This is a genomic window from Streptomyces sp. SAS_272, assembly GCF_052543235.1.
Genome location: NZ_JBMNDR010000015.1, coordinates 63,178 through 81,502 on the forward strand (window position 1 = coordinate 63,178; position 18,325 = coordinate 81,502).

General features: G+C 71.4%; 18 protein-coding genes. 13 read left to right on the forward strand and 5 right to left on the reverse strand.

The window, feature by feature from the left end; genetic code table 11:
- The first annotated feature begins 110 nt into the window (after window positions 1–110).
- Complete coding sequence (locus ACN6LD_RS12395) at window positions 111–743, forward strand: AAA family ATPase (RefSeq protein WP_319197939.1); 633 nt, start codon at window positions 111–113, stop codon at window positions 741–743.
- A gap of 15 nt (window positions 744–758) precedes the next feature.
- Here the strand turns inward: ACN6LD_RS12395 and ACN6LD_RS12400 are convergent, their stop codons facing one another.
- The gene (locus ACN6LD_RS12400; RefSeq protein WP_319197941.1) at window positions 759–1,865 is read right to left on the reverse strand and encodes a DUF5937 family protein; all 1,107 of its coding nucleotides are present in this window, start codon (window positions 1,863–1,865) and stop codon (window positions 759–761) included.
- A 371-nt stretch (window positions 1,866–2,236) separates the two neighbouring features.
- Window positions 2,237–3,433: a threonine aldolase family protein gene (locus ACN6LD_RS12405; RefSeq protein WP_445043167.1), complete on the reverse strand. Its 1,197-nt coding sequence runs from the start codon at window positions 3,431–3,433 to the stop codon at window positions 2,237–2,239.
- A gap of 270 nt (window positions 3,434–3,703) precedes the next feature.
- Here ACN6LD_RS12405 and ACN6LD_RS12410 point away from each other — a divergent pair, with 270 nt between their 5' ends.
- The 10 genes from ACN6LD_RS12410 to ACN6LD_RS12455 all read left to right on the forward strand — a co-directional run bounded on the left by ACN6LD_RS12410 (window position 3,704) and on the right by ACN6LD_RS12455 (window position 12,209).
- Window positions 3,704–4,669 (forward strand): Rossmann-like and DUF2520 domain-containing protein, encoded by a 966-nt coding sequence (locus tag ACN6LD_RS12410; protein ID WP_445043168.1) that lies wholly within the window; start codon window positions 3,704–3,706, stop codon window positions 4,667–4,669.
- Window positions 4,666–5,658, forward strand: coding sequence for a pantoate--beta-alanine ligase (gene panC / locus ACN6LD_RS12415; RefSeq protein WP_319190207.1), 993 nt, complete (start codon window positions 4,666–4,668; stop codon window positions 5,656–5,658). The genes ACN6LD_RS12410 and panC overlap by 4 nt, the downstream gene beginning before the upstream one ends.
- Entirely contained in the window at window positions 5,655–7,370 is a 1,716-nt protein-coding gene (locus ACN6LD_RS12420; protein WP_445043169.1) for an L-aspartate oxidase, read from the forward strand. Before panC ends, ACN6LD_RS12420 begins: the two co-directional genes overlap by 4 nt.
- Before the next feature lie 5 nt (window positions 7,371–7,375).
- On the forward strand, window positions 7,376–8,377 hold the full coding sequence (nadC, locus tag ACN6LD_RS12425) for a carboxylating nicotinate-nucleotide diphosphorylase (RefSeq protein WP_319190211.1): 1,002 nt from the start codon (window positions 7,376–7,378) through the stop codon (window positions 8,375–8,377).
- A 16-nt stretch (window positions 8,378–8,393) separates the two neighbouring features.
- Window positions 8,394–9,191, forward strand: a complete 798-nt coding sequence (locus tag ACN6LD_RS12430) for a type III pantothenate kinase (protein WP_266724744.1) — start codon at window positions 8,394–8,396, stop codon at window positions 9,189–9,191.
- 327 nt (window positions 9,192–9,518) lie between these two features.
- The gene (locus tag ACN6LD_RS12435) at window positions 9,519–10,244 is read left to right on the forward strand and encodes a hypothetical protein (RefSeq protein ID WP_445043177.1); all 726 of its coding nucleotides are present in this window, start codon (window positions 9,519–9,521) and stop codon (window positions 10,242–10,244) included.
- 52 nt (window positions 10,245–10,296) lie between these two features.
- A complete protein-coding gene (locus ACN6LD_RS12440) occupies window positions 10,297–10,476 on the forward strand; it encodes a hypothetical protein (RefSeq protein ID WP_057577708.1) in 180 nt (59 codons plus the stop codon).
- Between the two features lie 147 nt (window positions 10,477–10,623).
- Window positions 10,624–11,091, forward strand: a complete 468-nt coding sequence (locus tag ACN6LD_RS12445) for a BlaI/MecI/CopY family transcriptional regulator (protein WP_319190213.1) — start codon at window positions 10,624–10,626, stop codon at window positions 11,089–11,091.
- A gap of 9 nt (window positions 11,092–11,100) precedes the next feature.
- Window positions 11,101–11,649: an amino-acid N-acetyltransferase gene (locus ACN6LD_RS12450; protein ID WP_319190215.1), complete on the forward strand. Its 549-nt coding sequence runs from the start codon at window positions 11,101–11,103 to the stop codon at window positions 11,647–11,649.
- Between the two features lie 224 nt (window positions 11,650–11,873).
- Window positions 11,874–12,209: a histone-like nucleoid-structuring protein Lsr2 gene (locus ACN6LD_RS12455; protein WP_319190216.1), complete on the forward strand. Its 336-nt coding sequence runs from the start codon at window positions 11,874–11,876 to the stop codon at window positions 12,207–12,209.
- Here ACN6LD_RS12455 and ACN6LD_RS12460 read toward each other — a convergent pair.
- A complete protein-coding gene (locus ACN6LD_RS12460) occupies window positions 12,188–12,826 on the reverse strand; it encodes an SCO3374 family protein (RefSeq protein WP_319190218.1) in 639 nt (212 codons plus the stop codon). The genes ACN6LD_RS12455 and ACN6LD_RS12460 overlap by 22 nt on opposite strands.
- 429 nt (window positions 12,827–13,255) lie before the next feature.
- Between ACN6LD_RS12460 and ACN6LD_RS12465 the strand changes: the two genes are divergently transcribed.
- A complete protein-coding gene (locus ACN6LD_RS12465) occupies window positions 13,256–15,784 on the forward strand; it encodes an ATP-dependent Clp protease ATP-binding subunit (RefSeq protein ID WP_057577703.1) in 2,529 nt (842 codons plus the stop codon).
- Between the two features lie 67 nt (window positions 15,785–15,851).
- On the opposite strand, the gene ACN6LD_RS12470 is transcribed toward ACN6LD_RS12465, so the two are convergent.
- Window positions 15,852–16,493 carry an HAD family acid phosphatase gene (locus ACN6LD_RS12470; RefSeq protein WP_319190221.1) on the reverse strand — a complete coding sequence of 214 codons (642 nt, stop codon included), beginning with the start codon at window positions 16,491–16,493 and terminating at the stop codon, window positions 15,852–15,854.
- A gap of 537 nt (window positions 16,494–17,030) precedes the next feature.
- Here ACN6LD_RS12470 and ACN6LD_RS12475 point away from each other — a divergent pair.
- Complete coding sequence (locus ACN6LD_RS12475) at window positions 17,031–17,612, forward strand: M23 family metallopeptidase (RefSeq protein ID WP_266724731.1); 582 nt, start codon at window positions 17,031–17,033, stop codon at window positions 17,610–17,612.
- Window positions 17,613–17,623: 11 nt separating this feature from the next.
- On the opposite strand, the gene ACN6LD_RS12480 is transcribed toward ACN6LD_RS12475, so the two are convergent.
- Window positions 17,624–18,211, reverse strand: coding sequence for a TetR/AcrR family transcriptional regulator (locus ACN6LD_RS12480; RefSeq protein ID WP_266724729.1), 588 nt, complete (start codon window positions 18,209–18,211; stop codon window positions 17,624–17,626).
- Window positions 18,212–18,325: the final 114 nt, after the last annotated feature.

An 18,325-nucleotide genomic window follows, 5' to 3' on the forward strand; every position in this document is an offset into this window, starting at 1 on the left:
TCCGCCCCCCGGGGCGCGGACCCGGCTCGAGCCCTCTCGTTCGGGCGGGGCCGGGGCCGGGGCCGGGGCCGGGGTCTGGGCCTGGGGCGGGGCCGCACTAGCATCTGCGAATGCTTCTGTGGATCAACGGTCCCTTCGGCGGGGGCAAGACGCAGACCGCCTACGAGATCCGGCGCCGTCTGCCCGGCAGCGTGGTGTGCGACCCGGAGCACGCCGGGTTCGGCCTGCGCCGCATGCTGCCGCCGGACCTGCGCGGTGACTTCCAGGACCTGGCGTCCTGGCGGCAGGGCGTCGTCGAGGTCCTCGACCTGGCGCTCCGCGAGCAGGACGGCGTGGTCGTCGTCCCGATGACCGTCACTGACCCGGTGTACTTCGCCGAGACCGTCGGCAGGCTGCGCGAACTCGGCCACGACGTACGTCACTTCACCCTCCTCGCCGAACGGGAGACGGTCCTGCGGCGGCTGCGCGAGCGCGGTCCGGGACACCTTCTGGGGTTCGCCGCGGGAAGGAACGCGGGGCTGCGCCGGGAGACCTGGGCCGTCAGCCGGCTCGACCACTGCCTGGAACGCCTGCGCGAGCCGGAGTTCGCCGAGCACCTGTGGACGGACCACGCAACCGTGCCGAAGACGGCCGACCGCATCGCCGTCCTCGCCGGTCTGACGCTCAGGCCCCATACCGAGGGTGCGCTGCGGACGCGGCTGCGGCAGGCCGGCGTGGGCCTGAGGCACATCCGGTTCGACTGACGTGCGGGCAGCCCGCTAGCGGAGTATCCCCTCCAGGAAGTCGCTGCCCAGCCGGGCCACCACCGTGACGTCGAGCTGGTGCAGCAGGTACCGGCCGCGTCGCCGCGTGGTGACCAGGCCCGCCTTCTTCAGCAGCGTGAGGTGCCGGGATATCTCGGGCGCCGACACGCCGTGGACCTGGGCCAGTTCCGTCGTGGTGTACGCACTGCGGGCCAGCATCCGGCAGATGCGCATCCGCACGGGATGGGACAGCGCGGTCATCCGCAGCGCCAGCTGCTCCACCGACGGCGGTGCGGCCGGCTCCGGCGAGCCGACCGGGTAGTGCAGCACCGGCTGCCAGCCGTACCGGTGCAGCACCATCAGGTGCGGCCAGCCGAGGCTGGTGGGCACCAGCAGCAGGCCGCCGTCCCCTGTCGTGCTGTGGCCCACGACCAGTTTGTCGACGGTGATCCGCGCGGCCTCCTCGTCGAGCGTCACAGCCGAGGACACGGCGGTGAGCGTCTCCGCCAGCCCCTTGTGGCGCAGGAGATCCGTCTTCAGGCGGGCGTCGGCGGTGAGGGGGAGCCGCACCCGCGCCCAGACGTCGGAGAAGAACGCCTCGTCGCAGTCCCGCAGGAACTGGCGCAGCCAGGCACGCACGCGTGGGGGGTCGTCGAGCAGCCGCCGGGTGAACCGCACCTGTCGCGGGCCGCGCGTGGCGGCCAGGTCGAAGGCGCGTCGGCGCAGCTCCGGGTGGCAGAGGACGCCGGCGCCCGGAAGGTCGTATCCGGGCGCGCAGATGAATTCCAGCGCGCAGTCGACGAACTGCTCGTCCGTCAGCTTGTCCAGGAGGTCGAGGTCTTCGGCCAGCGTCGTGCCGGGGAGGGCGGTTCTGCCCGGGATGCCCGCACAGGGCAGGAAGAGGTCCGAGAACGTCGTCCGCCACAGGAAGTCGGCCTCGCACATCCGGTCGGCCAGATGCGGGTCGAGGCCGGAGGCGACCGCGGTGACCCAGCCCTGCAGGCCGGGATGGTGCCCCGGCTCGGCCAGCGCGTGCAGCGCCATGCCGAGCTCGGCCAGGGGCGAGGGCGCGACGGAGACCCTCTCCGGCCGCAGCCCGGCGACGTCGATGCGCAGGCTCATGCCTTCATGGTGCACTCCGGCACTGACAACCCGGCCCGGTCGACGTCCGAGCACGACCGGCCGTCGGGCCGCCGGGCGGCCGGGCACCGAGGTGCCGAAGTGCGGGCCGCCGGGGGCGCCGGGCCTTCGCGGATGCGGGCCGCCGGGACCGGCCTGCCGCCCGTGCTCCGGCCGCCGGGACCAGCCTGCCGCCCGTGCTCCGGCCGCCGGGACCGGCCTGCCGCCCGTGCTCCGGCCGCCGGGACCGGCCTGCCGCCCGTGCTCCGGCCGCCGGGGACCGGCCTGCTGCCCGTGCGCCGCCCGTCGGGACCGGCCTGCCGCCAGGGCACGCACCTCTGGGGCCCGGCGTCCGTGCCTACCCGCCCACCTGCCTACCCGTCGACCCCGTCGGCGGCCCGCGCCGTCCGGGGGATCCGCGTGGCGAAGTCCGCGACCGCTGCCCTCACGTCGTCCGCCGTCCACGTCAGGCCCTCGGAGCGGACCCCGACCTCGGTGACGGACAGCCCCGGCCCGCCCCGCTCCCAGGCGCCCGCGAAGAGCATCGTCCCCGTCTCCTCGGCCTGGAGCGCCGCCGCTTCGGCCAGGACGTCGGCCTCGTACGGCAGCCAGACCTGGAACTCGTGGGTGTGCGGGGGCTCCGGGAACACGCGCGCCCACGGCACGTCCGTCGCGGCGAGGCCCTCGCGCAGCGCCGCGGCCACCACGCGCGCGTGGTCGACGTAGTCGGGCAGCCGGGGCAGTTCGCGCTCCAGGCCGATGAGCGCCGACAGCGCGGTGGGGAACTGCTGGAATATGGTGCCGCCGTACCGGTGCCGCCAGGTCTTCGCCTCCTCCACCAGCGACCGCGGGCCGGCGAGCGCGGCGCCGCCGAAGCCGTCGAGGGACTTGTAGAACGACACGTAGACGCTGTCCGCCAAGTCGGCGATCTCGTGCAGGGGACGTCCGAAACGCCGGGTCGTCTCCCACAGCCGCGCACCGTCGAAGTGGACCACGGCGTCGCGCTCGCGCGCCGCCTCCACGGTCTCGGTCAGCTCCTCCCAGGAGGGCAGCACATAGCCGGCCTCCCGGAGGGGCAGCTCCAGCATCAGAGCGCCGAAGGGCTCCTCGAAGCCCCGCACCTCCTCGGCCGTGGGCAGCCGGGGCTCCCCCGTCACCCGGACGGTGCGCAGCCCGCTGACGGCGGCGAACGCGCCCCGTTCCCACCTCTCGGGATGACTCAGCGCGTGCAGCGCGACGGTCGGGTTGCCGGTGCGGCCCGCCCAGCAGCGCAACGCGACCTGCTGGGCCATCGTGCCGGTCGGGAAGAACGCGGCGGCCTCCGTCCCGAGCAGACCGGCGACCCGCTTCTCGAGGGCCCCCACGACGCCGTTGCCGTACATGTCGCCGGGTTCGTCGAGGTCGTGGACGTCGGATGCGTGCTCGTGGAGGTGCGCGAGCCGGTCGCGAAGCGTTGCGCGGAATCCCGCGCGCGACAGGACGCGTTCCGCCTCCCGGTGAGCGATCGCCCGCCGTTCCCGGAGGCGCTCCTGTGCCGTCTTCTCGTCGCCCTGGTCCGTCGTGTATGCCATGCTCCGGATGATGCCGTGCCGCCCCGCGCGCGAGCACGCGCATATCCCGGCGGCTGTCCCGGCGGCCCCCACCCGGGAATCCCTCGTGGGTCCCGGAAGCGCCGCCCGACCCACTTGTGCCCAGCCCTCCCGCCCGTCCCGTCCGACGGCGGGGAACGGGTGGGAAAGCCCACAGCCTGTGGACGAACGGACGCCCCTCGAACGGATCGCGTTAACATGACGAGAAATCGTCCGGTACCCCGAGCGGACTGGAACGGAAGGCCGCGTCGCGTGAGCACAGCCCAACAACCAGACCCGAGGGACCGCCCCGCGCGGCTGGCCGTCGGCGTCGTCGGCGCGGGCCGGGTGGGGCCTGCCCTGGCCGCGTCCCTCCAGCTCGCCGGACATCGTCCGGTCGCCGTCTCGGGTGTCTCCGACGCCTCCAGGCGACGAGCCGGGCTCCTGCTGCCCGACGTGCCGCTCGTCCCGCCCGCCGAGGTCCTGCGGCGCGCCGACCTGGTGCTGCTGACGGTCCCCGACGACGCCCTGCCCGGCCTGGTGGAGGGCCTGGCCGAGACCGGCGCCGTGCGCCCGGGCCAGCTTCTCGTGCACACCTCCGGGAGGTACGGCACGAAAGTCCTCGACCCCGCCCTGCGCGCGGGCGCCCTGCCGCTCGCGCTGCACCCCGCGATGACCTTCACGGGCACCCCGGTGGACGTTCAGCGCCTGGCCGGCTGCTCCTTCGGCGTCACCGCGCCCGACGGCCTGCGGATGGCCGCGGAAGCCCTGGTGATCGAGATGGGCGGCGAGCCGGAGTGGATCGCCGAGGAGAGCCGCCCGCTCTACCACGCGGCCCTCGCCCTGGGCGCCAATCACCTGGTCACCCTGGTCGCCCAGTCCATGGAGCTGTTGCGCGCGGCGGGCGTGGAAGCCCCCGACCGGATGCTCGGCCCGCTGCTCGGCGCCGCTCTCGACAACGCGCTGCGCTCGGGCGACGCCGCGCTCACCGGCCCCGTCGCACGCGGCGACGCGGGCACGGTCGCCGCGCATGTCGCGCAGCTGCGCGAGCACGCCCCGCAGACCGTCGCCGGCTATCTGGCGATGGCCCGCGCGACCGCCGACCGCGCGCTCGCCCACGGGCTCCTCAAGCCCGAACTCGCCGAGGATCTCCTCGGGGTGCTCGCCGGCCATCCGCACGGCGCCCCGTCCGACCCCGGCGGTTCCGGTCCGCACGGCGCCGAAGGAGATGCCGGATGACCGTCGCCCTGCTGCGCACCGCCGACGAACTGCACGCACGCACGCGTGACGGCCGCCGCGCCGTCGTGATGACGATGGGCGCCCTGCACGAGGGGCACGCCACCCTGGTGCGCACGGCCCGCGAGCTCGCCGGGCCCGGCGGCGAGGTCGTCGTCACGGTCTTCGTCAACCCGCTGCAGTTCGGCGCGGGCGAGGACCTCGACCGCTACCCGCGCACCCTGGACGCCGACCTCGAGATCGCCGGGCGCGCCGGCGCGGACGTCGTGTTCGCCCCGTCCGTGGACGAGGTCTACCCGGGCGGCGAGCCGCAGGTCCGCATCTCCGCGGGCCCCATGGGCGAGCGCCTGGAGGGCGGCTCCCGGCCCGGGCACTTCGACGGCATGCTCACCGTCGTCGCCAAGCTGCTGCACCTCACCCGGCCCGACGTCGCCCTCTTCGGACAGAAGGACGCGCAGCAGCTCGCTCTGATCCGCCGGATGACGCGCGACCTGAACTTCGGCGTGCAGATCGTCGCCGTGCCGACCGTGCGCGAGGAGGACGGGCTGGCGCTGTCCAGCCGCAACCGCTATCTGTCCGCGCGGGAGCGGCGCACCGCGCTCGCGCTCTCCCAGGCCCTCTTCGCCGGCCGCGACCGGCACGCGGCGCAGGAAGCACTGCGTGCCCGCGCGCGGGAGGTGCCCGCCACACACGCGCGTGCCGAGGCGCTCAGCGCCATCGGCGAGTCCCGCGCGGCCGCCGACGCGCACGCCGTCGCCAAGGCCGCCCCCGGCAACCCCGCCGCGGTCCGCGCGGCCGCCCGTCAGGTCCTGGACGAGGCCCTGCGGCTCGACCCCCCGCTGCGGCTGGACTACCTCGCGCTCGTCGACCCGTCCGACTTCACCGAGATCGAGGACGACTTCACCGGCGAGGCCGTTCTCGCCGTCGCCGCCCGGGTCGGCACGACCCGGCTGATCGACAACCTCCCCCTCACCTTCGGAGCCGCCTCGTGACCAGCACAGGCATACGACTGCACGCACCCGAGCCCGGGTGGAACATCTCCGCGGACGTGGTCGTCGTCGGTTCCGGCGTCGCCGGCCTGACCGCGGCCCTGCGCTGCGAGGCCGCGGGGCTGAGGACGGTCGTCGTCACCAAGGCGCGCCTCGACGACGGCTCCACCCGATGGGCGCAGGGCGGCATAGCCGCGGCCCTGGGCGACGGCGACACGCCCGAGCAGCACCTGGACGACACCCTGGTGGCGGGCGCGGGCCTGTGCGACGAGGAGGCCGTGCGGATCCTCGTCACCGAGGGTCCCGACGCCGTGCGCCGGCTGATCGAGACCGGCGCGCACTTCGACGAGTCCGAGGAAGGCGGCCTGGAACTGACCCGCGAGGGCGGCCACCACCGTCGCCGTATCGCGCACGCGGGTGGCGACGCGACCGGCGCGGAGATCTCCCGCGCGCTCGTCGAGGCGGTACGCGCGCGTGGACTGCGCACGGTCGAGAACGCACTCGTCCTGGACCTCCTCACGGACGCCGAAGGCCGCACCGCCGGCGTCACCCTGCACGTCATGGGCGAGGGCCAGCACGACGGCGTGGGGGCCGTGCGCGCCCCCGCCGTCGTCCTCGCGACCGGCGGCATGGGCCAGGTGTTCTCCGCTACCACCAACCCTTCGGTGTCCACCGGCGACGGCGTGGCGCTCGCCCTGCGCGCGGGCGCGGAGGTCTCCGACCTGGAGTTCGTCCAGTTCCACCCGACCGTGCTGTTCCTGGGCGCGGACGCCGAGGGCCAGCAGCCCCTCGTCTCGGAGGCCGTGCGCGGCGAGGGCGCGCACCTGGTCGACGCGGACGGCGTGCGCTTCATGGTCGGCCAGCACGAGCTGGCCGAGCTCGCGCCCCGCGACATCGTCGCCAAGGGCATCATGCGCCGTATGCAGGAGCAGGACGCCGAGCACATGTTCCTCGACGCCCGCCACTTCGGCGCCCAGATGTGGGAGCACCGCTTCCCGACGATCCTCGCCGCCTGCCGCGCCCACGGCATCGACCCGGTCACCGAGCCCGTGCCGGTCGCACCGGCGGCCCACTACGCCTCCGGAGGCGTGCGCACCGACTCCCGCGGCCGGACGACCGTGCCGGGCCTGTACGCGTGCGGTGAGGTCGCCTGCACCGGTGTGCACGGCGCGAACCGGCTGGCGTCCAACTCGCTCCTCGAAGGCCTCGTCTACGCCGAGCGCATCGTGGCCGACATCGCGGCGAGCCGCACGGACGAGGCACTGCACGCGCGGGTGCCCGCGCCCGTGGAGCGCCCCGAGCGGCCCGCGCACCCGCTGCTCGCCCCCGAGGCCCGGTTCGCGATCCAGCGGATCATGACCGACGGCGCCGGCGTACTGCGCTCGGCCGCGTCCCTGGAGAGGGCCGCCGACCAGTTGCAGCGGCTCCACACCGAGGCCCGCGACGCCCTCGACGAGAACGGCAAGACGGCGGAGCCCGGCGTCGACACCTGGGAGGCCACCAACCTGCTGTGCGTCGCGCGCGTCCTAGTCGCCGCCGCCCTCCTGCGCGAGGAGACCCGCGGCTGCCACTGGCGCGAGGACCACGCCGACCGCGACGACGCCGGCTGGCGCCGCCACATCGTCGTACGGCTGAATCCGGACCGCACCCTCGCCGTACACACCACCGATACCGCAGACTTCCCCCCGACCCGGCAGCACCACCAGGAGCAGTGACAGACGTGAGCACCCCCGACCTTCCCCTCGCCCCGAGCGTCGGCTGCGGCGACGGCTGTGCCTGCGGCGCCGACGCAGACGCCGGATTCACCGACGAGGGATACGCCGAATACGAGGAGTGCGGGCTCGACCCCGCGCTCGCCCAGCTGCTGGTCGACGCCGGACTGGACCCCGTCGAGGTGGAGGACATCGCCAACGTCGCCATCCAGGAGGACCTGGCCCACGGCGTCGACGTGACGACGGTCGCGACCATCCCCGAGGAGGCGGTCGCCACCGCCGACTTCACCGCGCGCGAGGCGGGCGTGGTCGCGGGACTGCGGATCGCCGAGGCGGTCGTCTCGGTCGTCTGCACGGACGAGTTCGAGGTCGAGCGGCACGTGGAGGACGGCGACCGCGTCGAGGCCGGACAGAAGCTGCTGTCGGTCACCACGCGCACGCGTGACCTCCTCACCGCCGAGCGCAGCGCGCTGAACCTGCTGTGCCGCCTGTCCGGCATCGCCACCGCCACGCGCGCGTGGGCGGACGTCCTGGAGGGCGCCGGGGCACGCGTGCGCGACACCCGCAAGACGACGCCGGGCCTGCGCTCGCTGGAGAAGTTCGCCGTCCGCTGCGGCGGGGGCGTCAACCACCGCATGTCGCTGTCCGACGCGGCACTGGTCAAGGACAACCACGTGGTCGCCGCGGGCGGTGTCGCCGAGGCCTTCGAGGCGGTGCGGGAGGCCTTCCCGGACGTGCCGATCGAGGTCGAGGTCGACACCCTGCACCAGCTGCGCGAGGTCCTCGATGCGGGCGCCGACCTCATCCTGCTGGACAACTTCACGCCCGCCGAGTGCGCCGAGGCCGTCGCTCTCGTGGGCAAGCGCGCGCTCCTGGAGGCGTCGGGCCGGCTCACCCTGGACAACGCCAAGGCCTACGCCGACACGGGCGTCGACTTCCTCGCCGTGGGCGCTCTGACGCACTCCTCGCCGATCCTGGACATCGGTCTGGATCTGCGGGCGGCGGAGTAGGGAACGGGGACCGGCCATGCTGCTGACGATCGACGTGGGCAACACGCACACCGTGCTCGGCCTCTTCGACGGTGAGGACATCGTCGAGCACTGGCGGATCTCCACCGACTCCCGCCGCACGGCGGACGAACTGGCCGTGCTCCTGCAGGGCCTGATGGGCATGCATCCCCTCCTCGGGGACGAGCTGGGCGACGGCATCGACGGCATCGCGATCTGCGCCACGGTGCCGTCCGTGCTGCACGAGCTGCGCGAGGTGACGCGGCGCTACTACGGCGACGTGCCCGCCGTGCTCGTCGAACCCGGCGTGAAGACGGGCGTGCCGATCCTGTTCGACAACCCCAAGGAGGTCGGCGCCGACCGCATCATCAACGCCGTCGCGGCGAACGAGCTCTACGGCGGTCCGGCGATCGTCGTCGACTTCGGCACGGCGACGACGTTCGACGCGGTCAGCGCGCGCGGGGAGTACGTCGGCGGGGTCATCGCACCCGGCATCGAGATCTCGGTGGACGCGCTGGGCGTCAAGGCCGCGCAGCTGCGCAAGATCGAGCTGGCCCGGCCCCGGAGCGTGATCGGCAAGAACACGGTCGAGGCCATGCAGTCCGGGATCGTCTACGGCTTCGCCGGCCAGGTCGACGGCGTGGTGACCCGGATGGCCCGGGAACTCGCGGAGGACCCGGACGACGTGACGGTGATCGCGACCGGCGGCCTGGCGCCGACGGTGCTCGGCGAGTCCTCGGTGATCGACGAGCACGAGCCGTGGCTGACGCTGATCGGGCTGCGCCTGGTGTACGAGCGGAACGTGTCGCGCATGTGAGCCGGTCGCCCTCCCGGAGCCGGGGAGGGCGGAGAACGGCCCCGGCCGACGCGGCGCCCGTCCCGTCCCGGCGGGCCCGGCGCCGGGCCCGTCCCGGGCCGCCTGTCCGGACCCGGGCGGCCGGGGGCACGGCGGCGGGGGAGCTGGTCGTGCAGGGGGAGCCGACCACGGGTCGACGGCGGGAGCCGCGCGCGGCTCGTCCGCAGGAGCCGGCCGGCGGGGCCGCCAGAGCGGATTCGGGCGCGCCACACCCGTCCGTTATGTCGAATTTGTCTGATTAGCGCGTATCGTCGCCGCATGCCCACGCCCTACGGATCCCGCGGCGGCCTGGCGTTCGGCGCGGAGGAGCTGCGCGTGCTCCGCCGCGCCCTCGCCCTCGCCCTACACCCCGGCCCCGTCTCCGCCGAGGACATCCAGGACTGTCATCGCCTAGCCGAGTCCCTCGACGAGGCGATGCACGAGGCCGCCCGGCTCCGGGCCTTCCTGGTGGCCGACCTCGGCCGGTACCGCGCAGCCCTTCCCGGCACCGCCGCCGGCTACCTCGCGCTCCTGGAGGAGGTGCTGGCCACCGGCTACCGGCCCGATCCCGACGATCTCGCCGCTCTGCGCGCCCTGCGCGGCAACCCGGTGGGCGCGGCCCTCCTGGAACGCTGCCAGACGCTCGCCGAGCAGGACGTACGCGCCCGGCTCGCCGGTCGTGCGGCCCGCAGGGCCCCGGCGGTCACCGCGACCGTGCCGGCGTCCCGTAGGCGCCTCCTGGCCCTCCCTGGGGGCCTCTCCGAGGAGCCGCCCGTCCGTGTTCCGGCGGGTTCCGCGGCTTCCGCGGGTTCCGCGGCCGGCGCGGACCCCGGCGGCGGGCCGAAGGAGGAGCCGCGGAAGAAGCCCGCCGGGAAGCCGACCACACCGGGTCCCGGTCCCGGTCCCGTGCCCGCCGAGCCCGCCGCCCCGGAGCCCGCACGGCGGCCCGTCCCCACGCCGGGCGAGGTCTTCCCGCGCCGCAGGCCGACCCCGCCGCGCGCCGACCCGGAGCAGCGGCGACTCGCCGTCGGCTGATCCCGGCCCACCCCGCCCCGATGTCCCGTTCCTCCCTGGCTACCCTGGTTCCATGGACTACGTCTCCGCGTTGCTGCCCCCCGTCGTCATGGCGGTGTTCTTCATCGGCCTGATCAGGGTGATCGTGAAGACCCAGGGCGGCGCCAACAAGGCCAAGGAGGACGCGGCCGTCGACGCGGCCCTCGCGCGCGCGGAGGGGACCCGCCAGGCCTCCGTGACCCCGGAGGCCTGACCGCCCCTCAGCGCTCCGCCGCCCTCCGAGGCGCGTGGCTCCTTTCGGAGCCGCGCGCCCTTTTTGTTGTCGTTTGCCGGTGAAAGTGCACGTCCGGCACGCGATTGGGGTGATCTCCCACTATTGTTCTGAGCTGTGCCTCGCCCATTGGGAGAACTCGAAGACGCGGTCATGACGCGGGTGTGGAAGTGGAACCGCCCGGTCACCGTTCGAGAAGTCCTGGAAGACCTTCAGCAGGAACGGTCCATCGCGTACACCACCGTGATGACCGTTTTGGACAATCTCCATCAGAAGGGCTGGGTGCGCCGTGAAGCGGAAGGGCGGGCCTATCGATATGAGGCGGTCTCCACCCGGGCCGCCTACGCCGCCGCCCTGATGAACGACGCCTGGGCGCAGAGCGACAACCCCGCCGCAGCTCTCGTCGCGTTCTTCGGGATGATGAGCGACGAACAGCGACGTGCGCTGAGCGACGCCGTGCGCATGGTCCAAGGCCCGGAAACCACAGAACCCGCAACAACGTCGAGTGCACCCGCTGCGCCGAGTGCGCAGACCGAGGCCGGTAAGGGCGGCGCCGCGGAGAACCCCGCCTCGGCGACGGAGCACGACGGGCGATAGCGTCCGTACATGTCAGCAGAGCGTCCCTCGGCCGAGAACCCCGAAGTCACCGCTAAAGCCATCACCGTCCGGCGGGCCCGGACCGGCGATGTCCCCGTAGTGCGCCGTCTCCTCGACGCCTACGTCCGCGGCGGCATCCTGCTCGACAAAGCGACCGTCACGCTTTACGAGGACATCCAGGAGTTCTGGGTCGCCGAACGCGACGACAACGCCGAGGTGGTCGGCTGCGGCGCCCTGCACGTCATGTGGGAAGACCTGGCGGAAGTGCGGACTCTCGCGGTGAAGCCGGGGCTGAAGGGCGCGGGCGTCGGGCACCGGTTGTTGGAGAAGTTGGTCCACACCGCACGTTGGCTCGGCGTTCGCCGGGTTTTCTGCCTCACCTTCGAAGTGGACTTCTTCGCCAAGCACGGGTTCGTGGAGATCGGTGAGACGCCGGTCGACACCGATGTCTACGCGGAGCTGCTGCGTTCCTATGACGAGGGTGTCGCTGAGTTCCTCGGACTCGAACGAGTGAAACCGAACACCTTGGGCAACAGTCGGATGCTTCTGCATCTGTGATCGTCGCACTCATTCCCGCCGACCTGCCTTGCCCGGGTTCCCTATGTCCGAAACGCGCACGTTTCCGGTCGGTGTGCGGGCCGTCAGCCTTGGCCGAGGGTTTGTGTTTTCCCAGCAAAAGCGGTTTGCTTTCCGACGTACTGCAGTACTGCATATAACAGGGCGCGGCTAAACGGCGGACGCCGCGGACCCCGACCCTCACGTTTTCGATGAAAGGAAATCCGGTGGCACAGAAGGTTCAGGTCCTTCTTGTCGACGACCTCGACGGCGGCGAGGCGGACGAGACCGTGACGTTCGCGTTGGACGGCAAGACCTACGAGATCGATCTCACGACCACCAATGCGGACAAGCTGCGTGGACTTCTCGAGCCCTACGTGAAGGGCGGCCGACGTACCGGCGGTCGTGCCGCGGGTGGGCGCGGAAAGGCGCGCGCCGCTTCCGGCGGAAGCCAGGACACCGCTCAGATCCGCGCGTGGGCCAAGGAGAACGGTTTCGAGGTCAATGACCGCGGCCGTGTTCCGGCGACCATTCGCGAGGCCTACGAGAAGGCCAACGGCTGAGCGCACGCGCCCAGCAGCCGGACACGGTGGCATTGCGTCGCCAGCGTGTCCACCAGCCGTACCAGATCGGGGGCGTCACCCACGCCCCCCAGCGCCGACATGGTCGGCAGCGAGGCCTCGACCTCGCGCCCTGCAACGGGGGGCCGCAACCACACGGCGGCCCCCTGCACCGGCCCGCGGTCCGACCCGGTGGCACGGCAGGGAGCCGGGTCCGCAGGCCAGGGCGCCTCGATGAGGCCGCCGGCCCCGAGCACCGTCAGGCCCAGGGGCAACGCGCCCCACTCCAGCCACTCCAGGACTCCCGGCACCTCCTCCGCGCAGCCCGCGGCCACCAGCAGCAGCATCCGGCCGCCCCGCAAAGCCACCGGCGAGGCCGGCGCCAGTCGCCGGAGCGCCCCGCGCCCCGCCTCCGCCGGTACGTCCAGGACGTCGAAACGCTCGCCGGTCCTGAGTCGCGGTGGATTTCCGGGCACCGTCGCCCAGCCCAGTTCGTTCTCGTACCAGTCACGGATCCGGTCGGCCGGATCCGACGGCCGTCGAGGGAGGGGAACGATGGGCGGTGAAGAGGAGGCCGAGCGGGCCGCCGGGGGGTTCAAGGAGGGAACTGAGCCAACCATGCCAAGTGCAACCGTCCGAAAGGCCCCCGAGTTACGCTGGGTGTTTCCGTGACTGCACACCGTTCCGTCGATCAGGGCGGGCGGGTGTCGCGAGACGCAAGGTTGTTCGCCCGTAGCGGAGGGAACCGGTGCCCACGGCATGGAGTGTCGGTCCCGGCGGGTAAGACATCCCTAGTGGGAGGGGGCGACACGCAGGAAAGGCACGTCTCACGTTCGCCATCGGCGTACTGGCGACTGGGGTAACTGCCTGGCCTGCGGGAACATCGTCTCGCACCATCGGGTTGGAGCAGATGTCGGCGTTCGGGGTCAGGAGGCCATCGACGGTGTCGGCAGTTGGAATGAGCGGTCCCCGCTTGCGGGACTAAGCTGCGGAAGGACAGGGAGGGGAAGTTCCCCCCACTGCCTGACCGCTCTGAGGAGCGATTAACGATGTTCGAGAGGTTCACCGACCGCGCGCGGCGGGTTGTCGTCCTGGCTCAGGAAGAAGCCCGGATGCTCAACCACAACTACATCGGCACCGAGCACATCCTCCTGGGCCTGATCCACGAGGGTGAGGGTGTCGCCGCCAAGGCCCTTGAGAGCCTCGGGATTTCGCTCGAGGCGGTCCGCCAGCAGGTGGAGGAGATCATCGGGCAGGGGCAGCAGGCCCCGTCCGGGCACATCCCCTTCACCCCCCGTGCCAAGAAGGTCCTGGAGCTGTCGCTCCGCGAGGCGCTTCAGCTGGGCCACAACTACATCGGCACGGAACACATCCTGCTCGGCCTGATCCGTGAGGGCGAGGGCGTCGCCGCCCAGGTCCTGGTCAAGCTGGGCGCCGACCTCAACCGGGTGCGGCAGCAGGTCATCCAGCTGCTCTCCGGCTACCAGGGCAAGGAGACCGCCGGCGCCAGTGGCGGTCCTGCCGAGGGCACTCCCTCGACGTCCCTGGTCCTCGACCAGTTCGGCCGGAACCTCACCCAGGCCGCTCGTGAGTCCAAGCTCGACCCGGTCATCGGGCGCGAGAAGGAGATCGAGCGGGTCATGCAGGTGCTGTCCCGCCGCACCAAGAACAACCCGGTGCTCATCGGCGAGCCCGGCGTCGGCAAGACCGCCGTCGTCGAGGGCCTCGCCCAGGCCATCGTCAAGGGCGAGGTGCCCGAGACCCTCAAGGACAAGCACCTCTACACCCTGGACCTCGGCGCGCTGGTCGCCGGCTCCCGCTACCGCGGTGACTTCGAGGAGCGCCTGAAGAAGGTCCTCAAGGAGATCCGCACCCGCGGCGACATCATCCTGTTCATCGACGAGCTGCACACGCTGGTCGGTGCGGGTGCCGCCGAGGGCGCCATCGACGCCGCCTCGATCCTGAAGCCGATGCTGGCCCGTGGTGAGCTGCAGACCATCGGCGCCACCACGCTGGACGAGTACCGCAAGCACCTGGAGAAGGACGCGGCCCTCGAGCGCCGCTTCCAGCCCATCCAGGTCGCCGAGCCGTCCCTGCCGCACACGATCGAGATCCTGAAGGGTCTGCGGGACCGGTACGAGGCGCACCACCGCGTCTCGATCACCGACGAGGCGCTGGTCCAGGCCGCCACCCTGGCCGACCGGTACATCTCGGACCGCTTCCTTCCGGACAAGGCGATCGACCTGATCGACGAGGCCGGCTCCCGGATGCGCATCCGCCGGATGACCGCTCCGCCGGACCTGCGCGAGTTCGACGAGAAGATCGCCGGCGTCCGCCGCGACAAGGAGTCCGCGATCGACTCGCAGGACTTCGAGAAGGCCGCCTCCCTGCGCGACAAGGAGAAGCAGCTCCTGGCCGCCAAGGCCAAGCGGGAGAAGGAGTGGAAGGCCGGCGACATGGACGTCGTGGCCGAGGTCGACGGCGAGCTGATCGCCGAGGTCCTCGCGACCGCCACCGGCATCCCGGTCTTCAAGCTGACCGAGGAGGAGTCCTCGCGTCTGCTGCGCATGGAGGACGAGCTCCACAAGCGGGTCATCGGCCAGGTCGACGCCGTCAAGGCGCTGTCGAAGGCGATCCGCCGTACGCGTGCCGGTCTGAAGGACCCGAAGCGTCCCGGTGGTTCGTTCATCTTCGCCGGCCCGTCCGGCGTCGGTAAGACCGAGCTGTCCAAGGCGCTCGCCGAGTTCCTCTTCGGCGACGAGGACGCGCTGATCTCCCTCGACATGTCGGAGTTCAGCGAGAAGCACACGGTCTCGCGTCTCTTCGGTTCGCCCCCCGGATACGTGGGTTACGAAGAGGGCGGGCAGCTGACCGAGAAGGTCCGCCGCAAGCCGTTCTCCGTCGTCCTCTTCGACGAGGTCGAGAAGGCGCACCCGGACATCTTCAACTCGCTGCTGCAGATCCTGGAGGACGGTCGCCTGACCGACTCCCAGGGCCGGGTCGTGGACTTCAAGAACACGGTCATCATCATGACGACCAACCTCGGCACCCGGGACATCTCCAAGGGCTTCAACCTGGGCTTCGCCGCCTCGGGCGACTCGAAGACCAACTACGAGCGCATGAAGAACAAGGTGTCGGACGAGCTCAAGCAGCACTTCCGCCCCGAGTTCCTCAACCGCGTCGACGACGTGGTCGTCTTCCCGCAGCTCACGCAGGAGGACATCCTCAAGATCGTCGACCTGATGGTCGGCAAGGTCGACGAGCGACTCAAGGACCGGGACATGGGCATCGAGCTCTCCCAGTCCGCCAAGGAGCTGCTGTCCAAGAAGGGTTACGACCCGGTGCTGGGCGCGCGGCCGCTGCGTCGCACGATCCAGCGCGAGATCGAGGACACGCTGTCGGAGAAGATCCTCTTCGGCGAGCTGCGCCCCGGTCACATCGTGGTCGTGGACACCGAGGGCGAGGGTGAAACCAAGACCTTCACCTTCCGCGGCGAGGAGAAGTCGGCGCTGCCCGACGTCCCGCCGATCGAGCAGGCGGCCGGCGGCGCCGGACCGAACCTGAGCAAGGACGCCTGACCCGCCAGGGGTTGAGCCCGCGAAAGGGGCCGGTGCTGCACAGCACCGGCCCCTTTCGCATGCGCTCCTACGACAGCTGGCCGTTGTAGTCGGGCAGCTTGTACGTCGTCTCGGCGTGGCCGCCCGAGAGGTCGGTGGCGCTGTTGCCGATGTTCGCGATGATCGTGTAGCCCTTGGACTCGATGGTGACGCGCTGAGCGGTCTTGTAGGCGGCGACGTCCTTGAAGAGGTCGAGGAAGCCGCGTACGTACAGGCCGGAGACCTTGTAGCCGACGGACTTGAGGTTGTAGTCCGTCACCCCGGAGATGATGCCCGGGCGGGCGGTGACGAAGAACAGGGAGACGCCGTGCTCCTGGGCGTACTTGGCCACCTCGAGGACGGGCTTGTTGGCCGGCGCCGGGTAGCTGAAGCCGTAGTCGGTCTCCAGGGTGGTGTTGTCGATGTCGAAGACGATCGCCTGCTTCTCGCCCGGCGTGGCGGCGGCGATCCGCTGCTTCAGCGCCGGCAGGGCCTGGTTCATCACCGTCTGACAGTCCTGCTGCCAGGTCGCGTAGTCGACGTCCGCCGCCGCGGCGGAGGCGGTGGCAGTGGCGGTGGAGGCGCCGGCGGCCGTCGCGGCCTGGGCTCCGACCGGGACGGCCAGGGCAGTGGCGGCGGCCGTGGCTACGGCGGTCATGGCGATGCGGCGCTTCCAGGTGCCTCTGGTCATGTGTGGGGTCCTCTCGCGTCCTTGCGCTGCCGGTGTCGTGGGCATGCTGATCGGTGGGGATGACTTGCGGGGAACCAAGGGGTTACCGGGGGAAACCAGCGGGTTACTGGACGGTAGAGCCGACTGAGAGGCCCGTCACAGACCCGTGCACGCAATCGTGACCGGGGTCACAAGTGCCCTATGGGGTGCGGGAGTAGCCGCCGTCACATTCCGAAGTCCCTTGAGGTGGGCGGCCGGTGACATGCCGCACAAGGGATTTGAGCCCTACTAGGCCGGATAGTCCCATCGCGAAACAGAACAAAAAGGACATCGACTCAAGGGCCCGAGGTGTCGCGCGGGCCTCCTGGCCTGGGTGATGTCGAAAGTGTCCGGAAGGGGCGATCTGTCAAGAAGTGGGAAGTTTTGGGATGAAGTACTAGCTTCCGTCGTAGATCACACGTTTGAGCCCTCATGGGCCTCGGGGTTACCAAGGGATGGCCACTGCGGCGGACGTTCACGCCGGGTGGTTTCCTCTGTCCCCTTCCCCATGAGGTCTTCATGTTCCAGCGCGTCACGTTCCGTTCTTCCCGTACGTCCCTGCTCCGCACCCGCGTGGCCGTCGGGGCCGCCGCAGTGGGCGCCTCGGTCGTGCTGGGGACCGGAGTGGCGTCCGCCGCCGCCCCCGCCGCGGCGCCCGCCGCCGCCAAGAAGGCCGTTTCGGCCTCGTGGGTCGACCCGGTGAAGAAGTACACGCTGTCCGCCGGGTTCGCCCAGGCCGGCAAGATGTGGCAGTCCACCCACAGCGGTCAGGACTTCGCCGTGCCGAGCGGCACCAAGGTCATGGCCGCCCACGGCGGCACCGTGGTCAAGGCCGGCGGCAACGGCGCCGGCGACGGCCCGGCCTACGGCAACGCCATCGTGATCAAGCACGCCAACGGCGTCTACTCGCAGTACGCCCACCTCTCGCGCATCGACGTGAAGATAGGCCAGGTCGTGAAGACCGGCCAGAAGATCGCGCTGTCCGGCAGCACCGGCAACTCCAGCGGTCCGCACCTGCACTTCGAGATCCGTACGACCGCCAACTACGGTTCGGCGATCAACCCGGTCACCTTCCTGCACTCCAAGGGCGTGAAGGTCTGACGCCGGCGTGATCAGGCGCCCTGGTGCGCCTGGGTCACCAGATCGACGGCGACCTCGAGGACGGCCAGCCGCTTCTCCTCGGGGTCGCCTTCGAGGTCCTGCAGGAAGAACATGCCGGCGTGCAGCGTGAAGATGGCGCTCACGCAGCGGACCTGGTCGGTCAGCGGGGCCTCCGGGTCGATGATGATGTCGCGCAGGCTCCGCATGCGGTCCTTGAACGAGTCGCCGATCTGGAGCTCGCGCACCGTCGCCTGGTTCTCCTGCATGAAGCGGAAGAGCGGGGCCGCCTCGGAGAGGGCCCGGCTGTAGCGGCGCACGAGTTCGTGCTTGGTCTCCAGGGTGTGCGGCTGGCTCCTGCCCCACTCGATCAGGTCCTCGATCGGCTTCGTCAGATCCGTGAAGATGCTGACGGTGATCTCTTCCTTGGTCTTGAAGTGGTAGTAAAGGGCCGCCTTGGTGACCTCCAGGCGCTCCGCGATCTCGCGGAGCGAGGTCTTCTCGTAGCCCTGTTCGGCGAAGAGTTCGAGTGCCACGTCCTGGATGCGCTGGCGGGTGTTGCCGCGACGCTGCTGCTTGGTGCCGTCCATGGTGACGTCCATCCTCGTACGTCTCGGGCTCCCGCGAAAAATCAGGTGCCGTCCGGCCGGCTCGTCGTAGAAAACTTACTTGACGCCCGGCTAGTTACAGGCCTACCTTCCCCAGTGTAGTGAACT

Coding starts and splice junctions, on each gene's coding strand:
- ACN6LD_RS12395 (WP_319197939.1), top strand. CDS start 111: ATGCTTCTGTGGATCAACGGTCCCTTCGGCGGGGGCAAGACGCAGACC.
- ACN6LD_RS12400 (WP_319197941.1), bottom strand. CDS start 1,865: ATGAGCCTGCGCATCGACGTCGCCGGGCTGCGGCCGGAGAGGGTCTCC.
- ACN6LD_RS12405 (WP_445043167.1), bottom strand. CDS start 3,433: ATGGCATACACGACGGACCAGGGCGACGAGAAGACGGCACAGGAGCGC.
- panC (WP_319190207.1), top strand. CDS start 4,666: ATGACCGTCGCCCTGCTGCGCACCGCCGACGAACTGCACGCACGCACG.
- ACN6LD_RS12430 (WP_266724744.1), top strand. CDS start 8,394: ATGCTGCTGACGATCGACGTGGGCAACACGCACACCGTGCTCGGCCTC.
- ACN6LD_RS12440 (WP_057577708.1), top strand. CDS start 10,297: ATGGACTACGTCTCCGCGTTGCTGCCCCCCGTCGTCATGGCGGTGTTC.
- ACN6LD_RS12450 (WP_319190215.1), top strand. CDS start 11,101: ATGTCAGCAGAGCGTCCCTCGGCCGAGAACCCCGAAGTCACCGCTAAA.
- ACN6LD_RS12460 (WP_319190218.1), bottom strand. CDS start 12,826: ATGGTTGGCTCAGTTCCCTCCTTGAACCCCCCGGCGGCCCGCTCGGCC.
- ACN6LD_RS12465 (WP_057577703.1), top strand. CDS start 13,256: ATGTTCGAGAGGTTCACCGACCGCGCGCGGCGGGTTGTCGTCCTGGCT.
- ACN6LD_RS12470 (WP_319190221.1), bottom strand. CDS start 16,493: ATGACCAGAGGCACCTGGAAGCGCCGCATCGCCATGACCGCCGTAGCC.
- ACN6LD_RS12475 (WP_266724731.1), top strand. CDS start 17,031: ATGTTCCAGCGCGTCACGTTCCGTTCTTCCCGTACGTCCCTGCTCCGC.
- ACN6LD_RS12480 (WP_266724729.1), bottom strand. CDS start 18,211: ATGGACGTCACCATGGACGGCACCAAGCAGCAGCGTCGCGGCAACACC.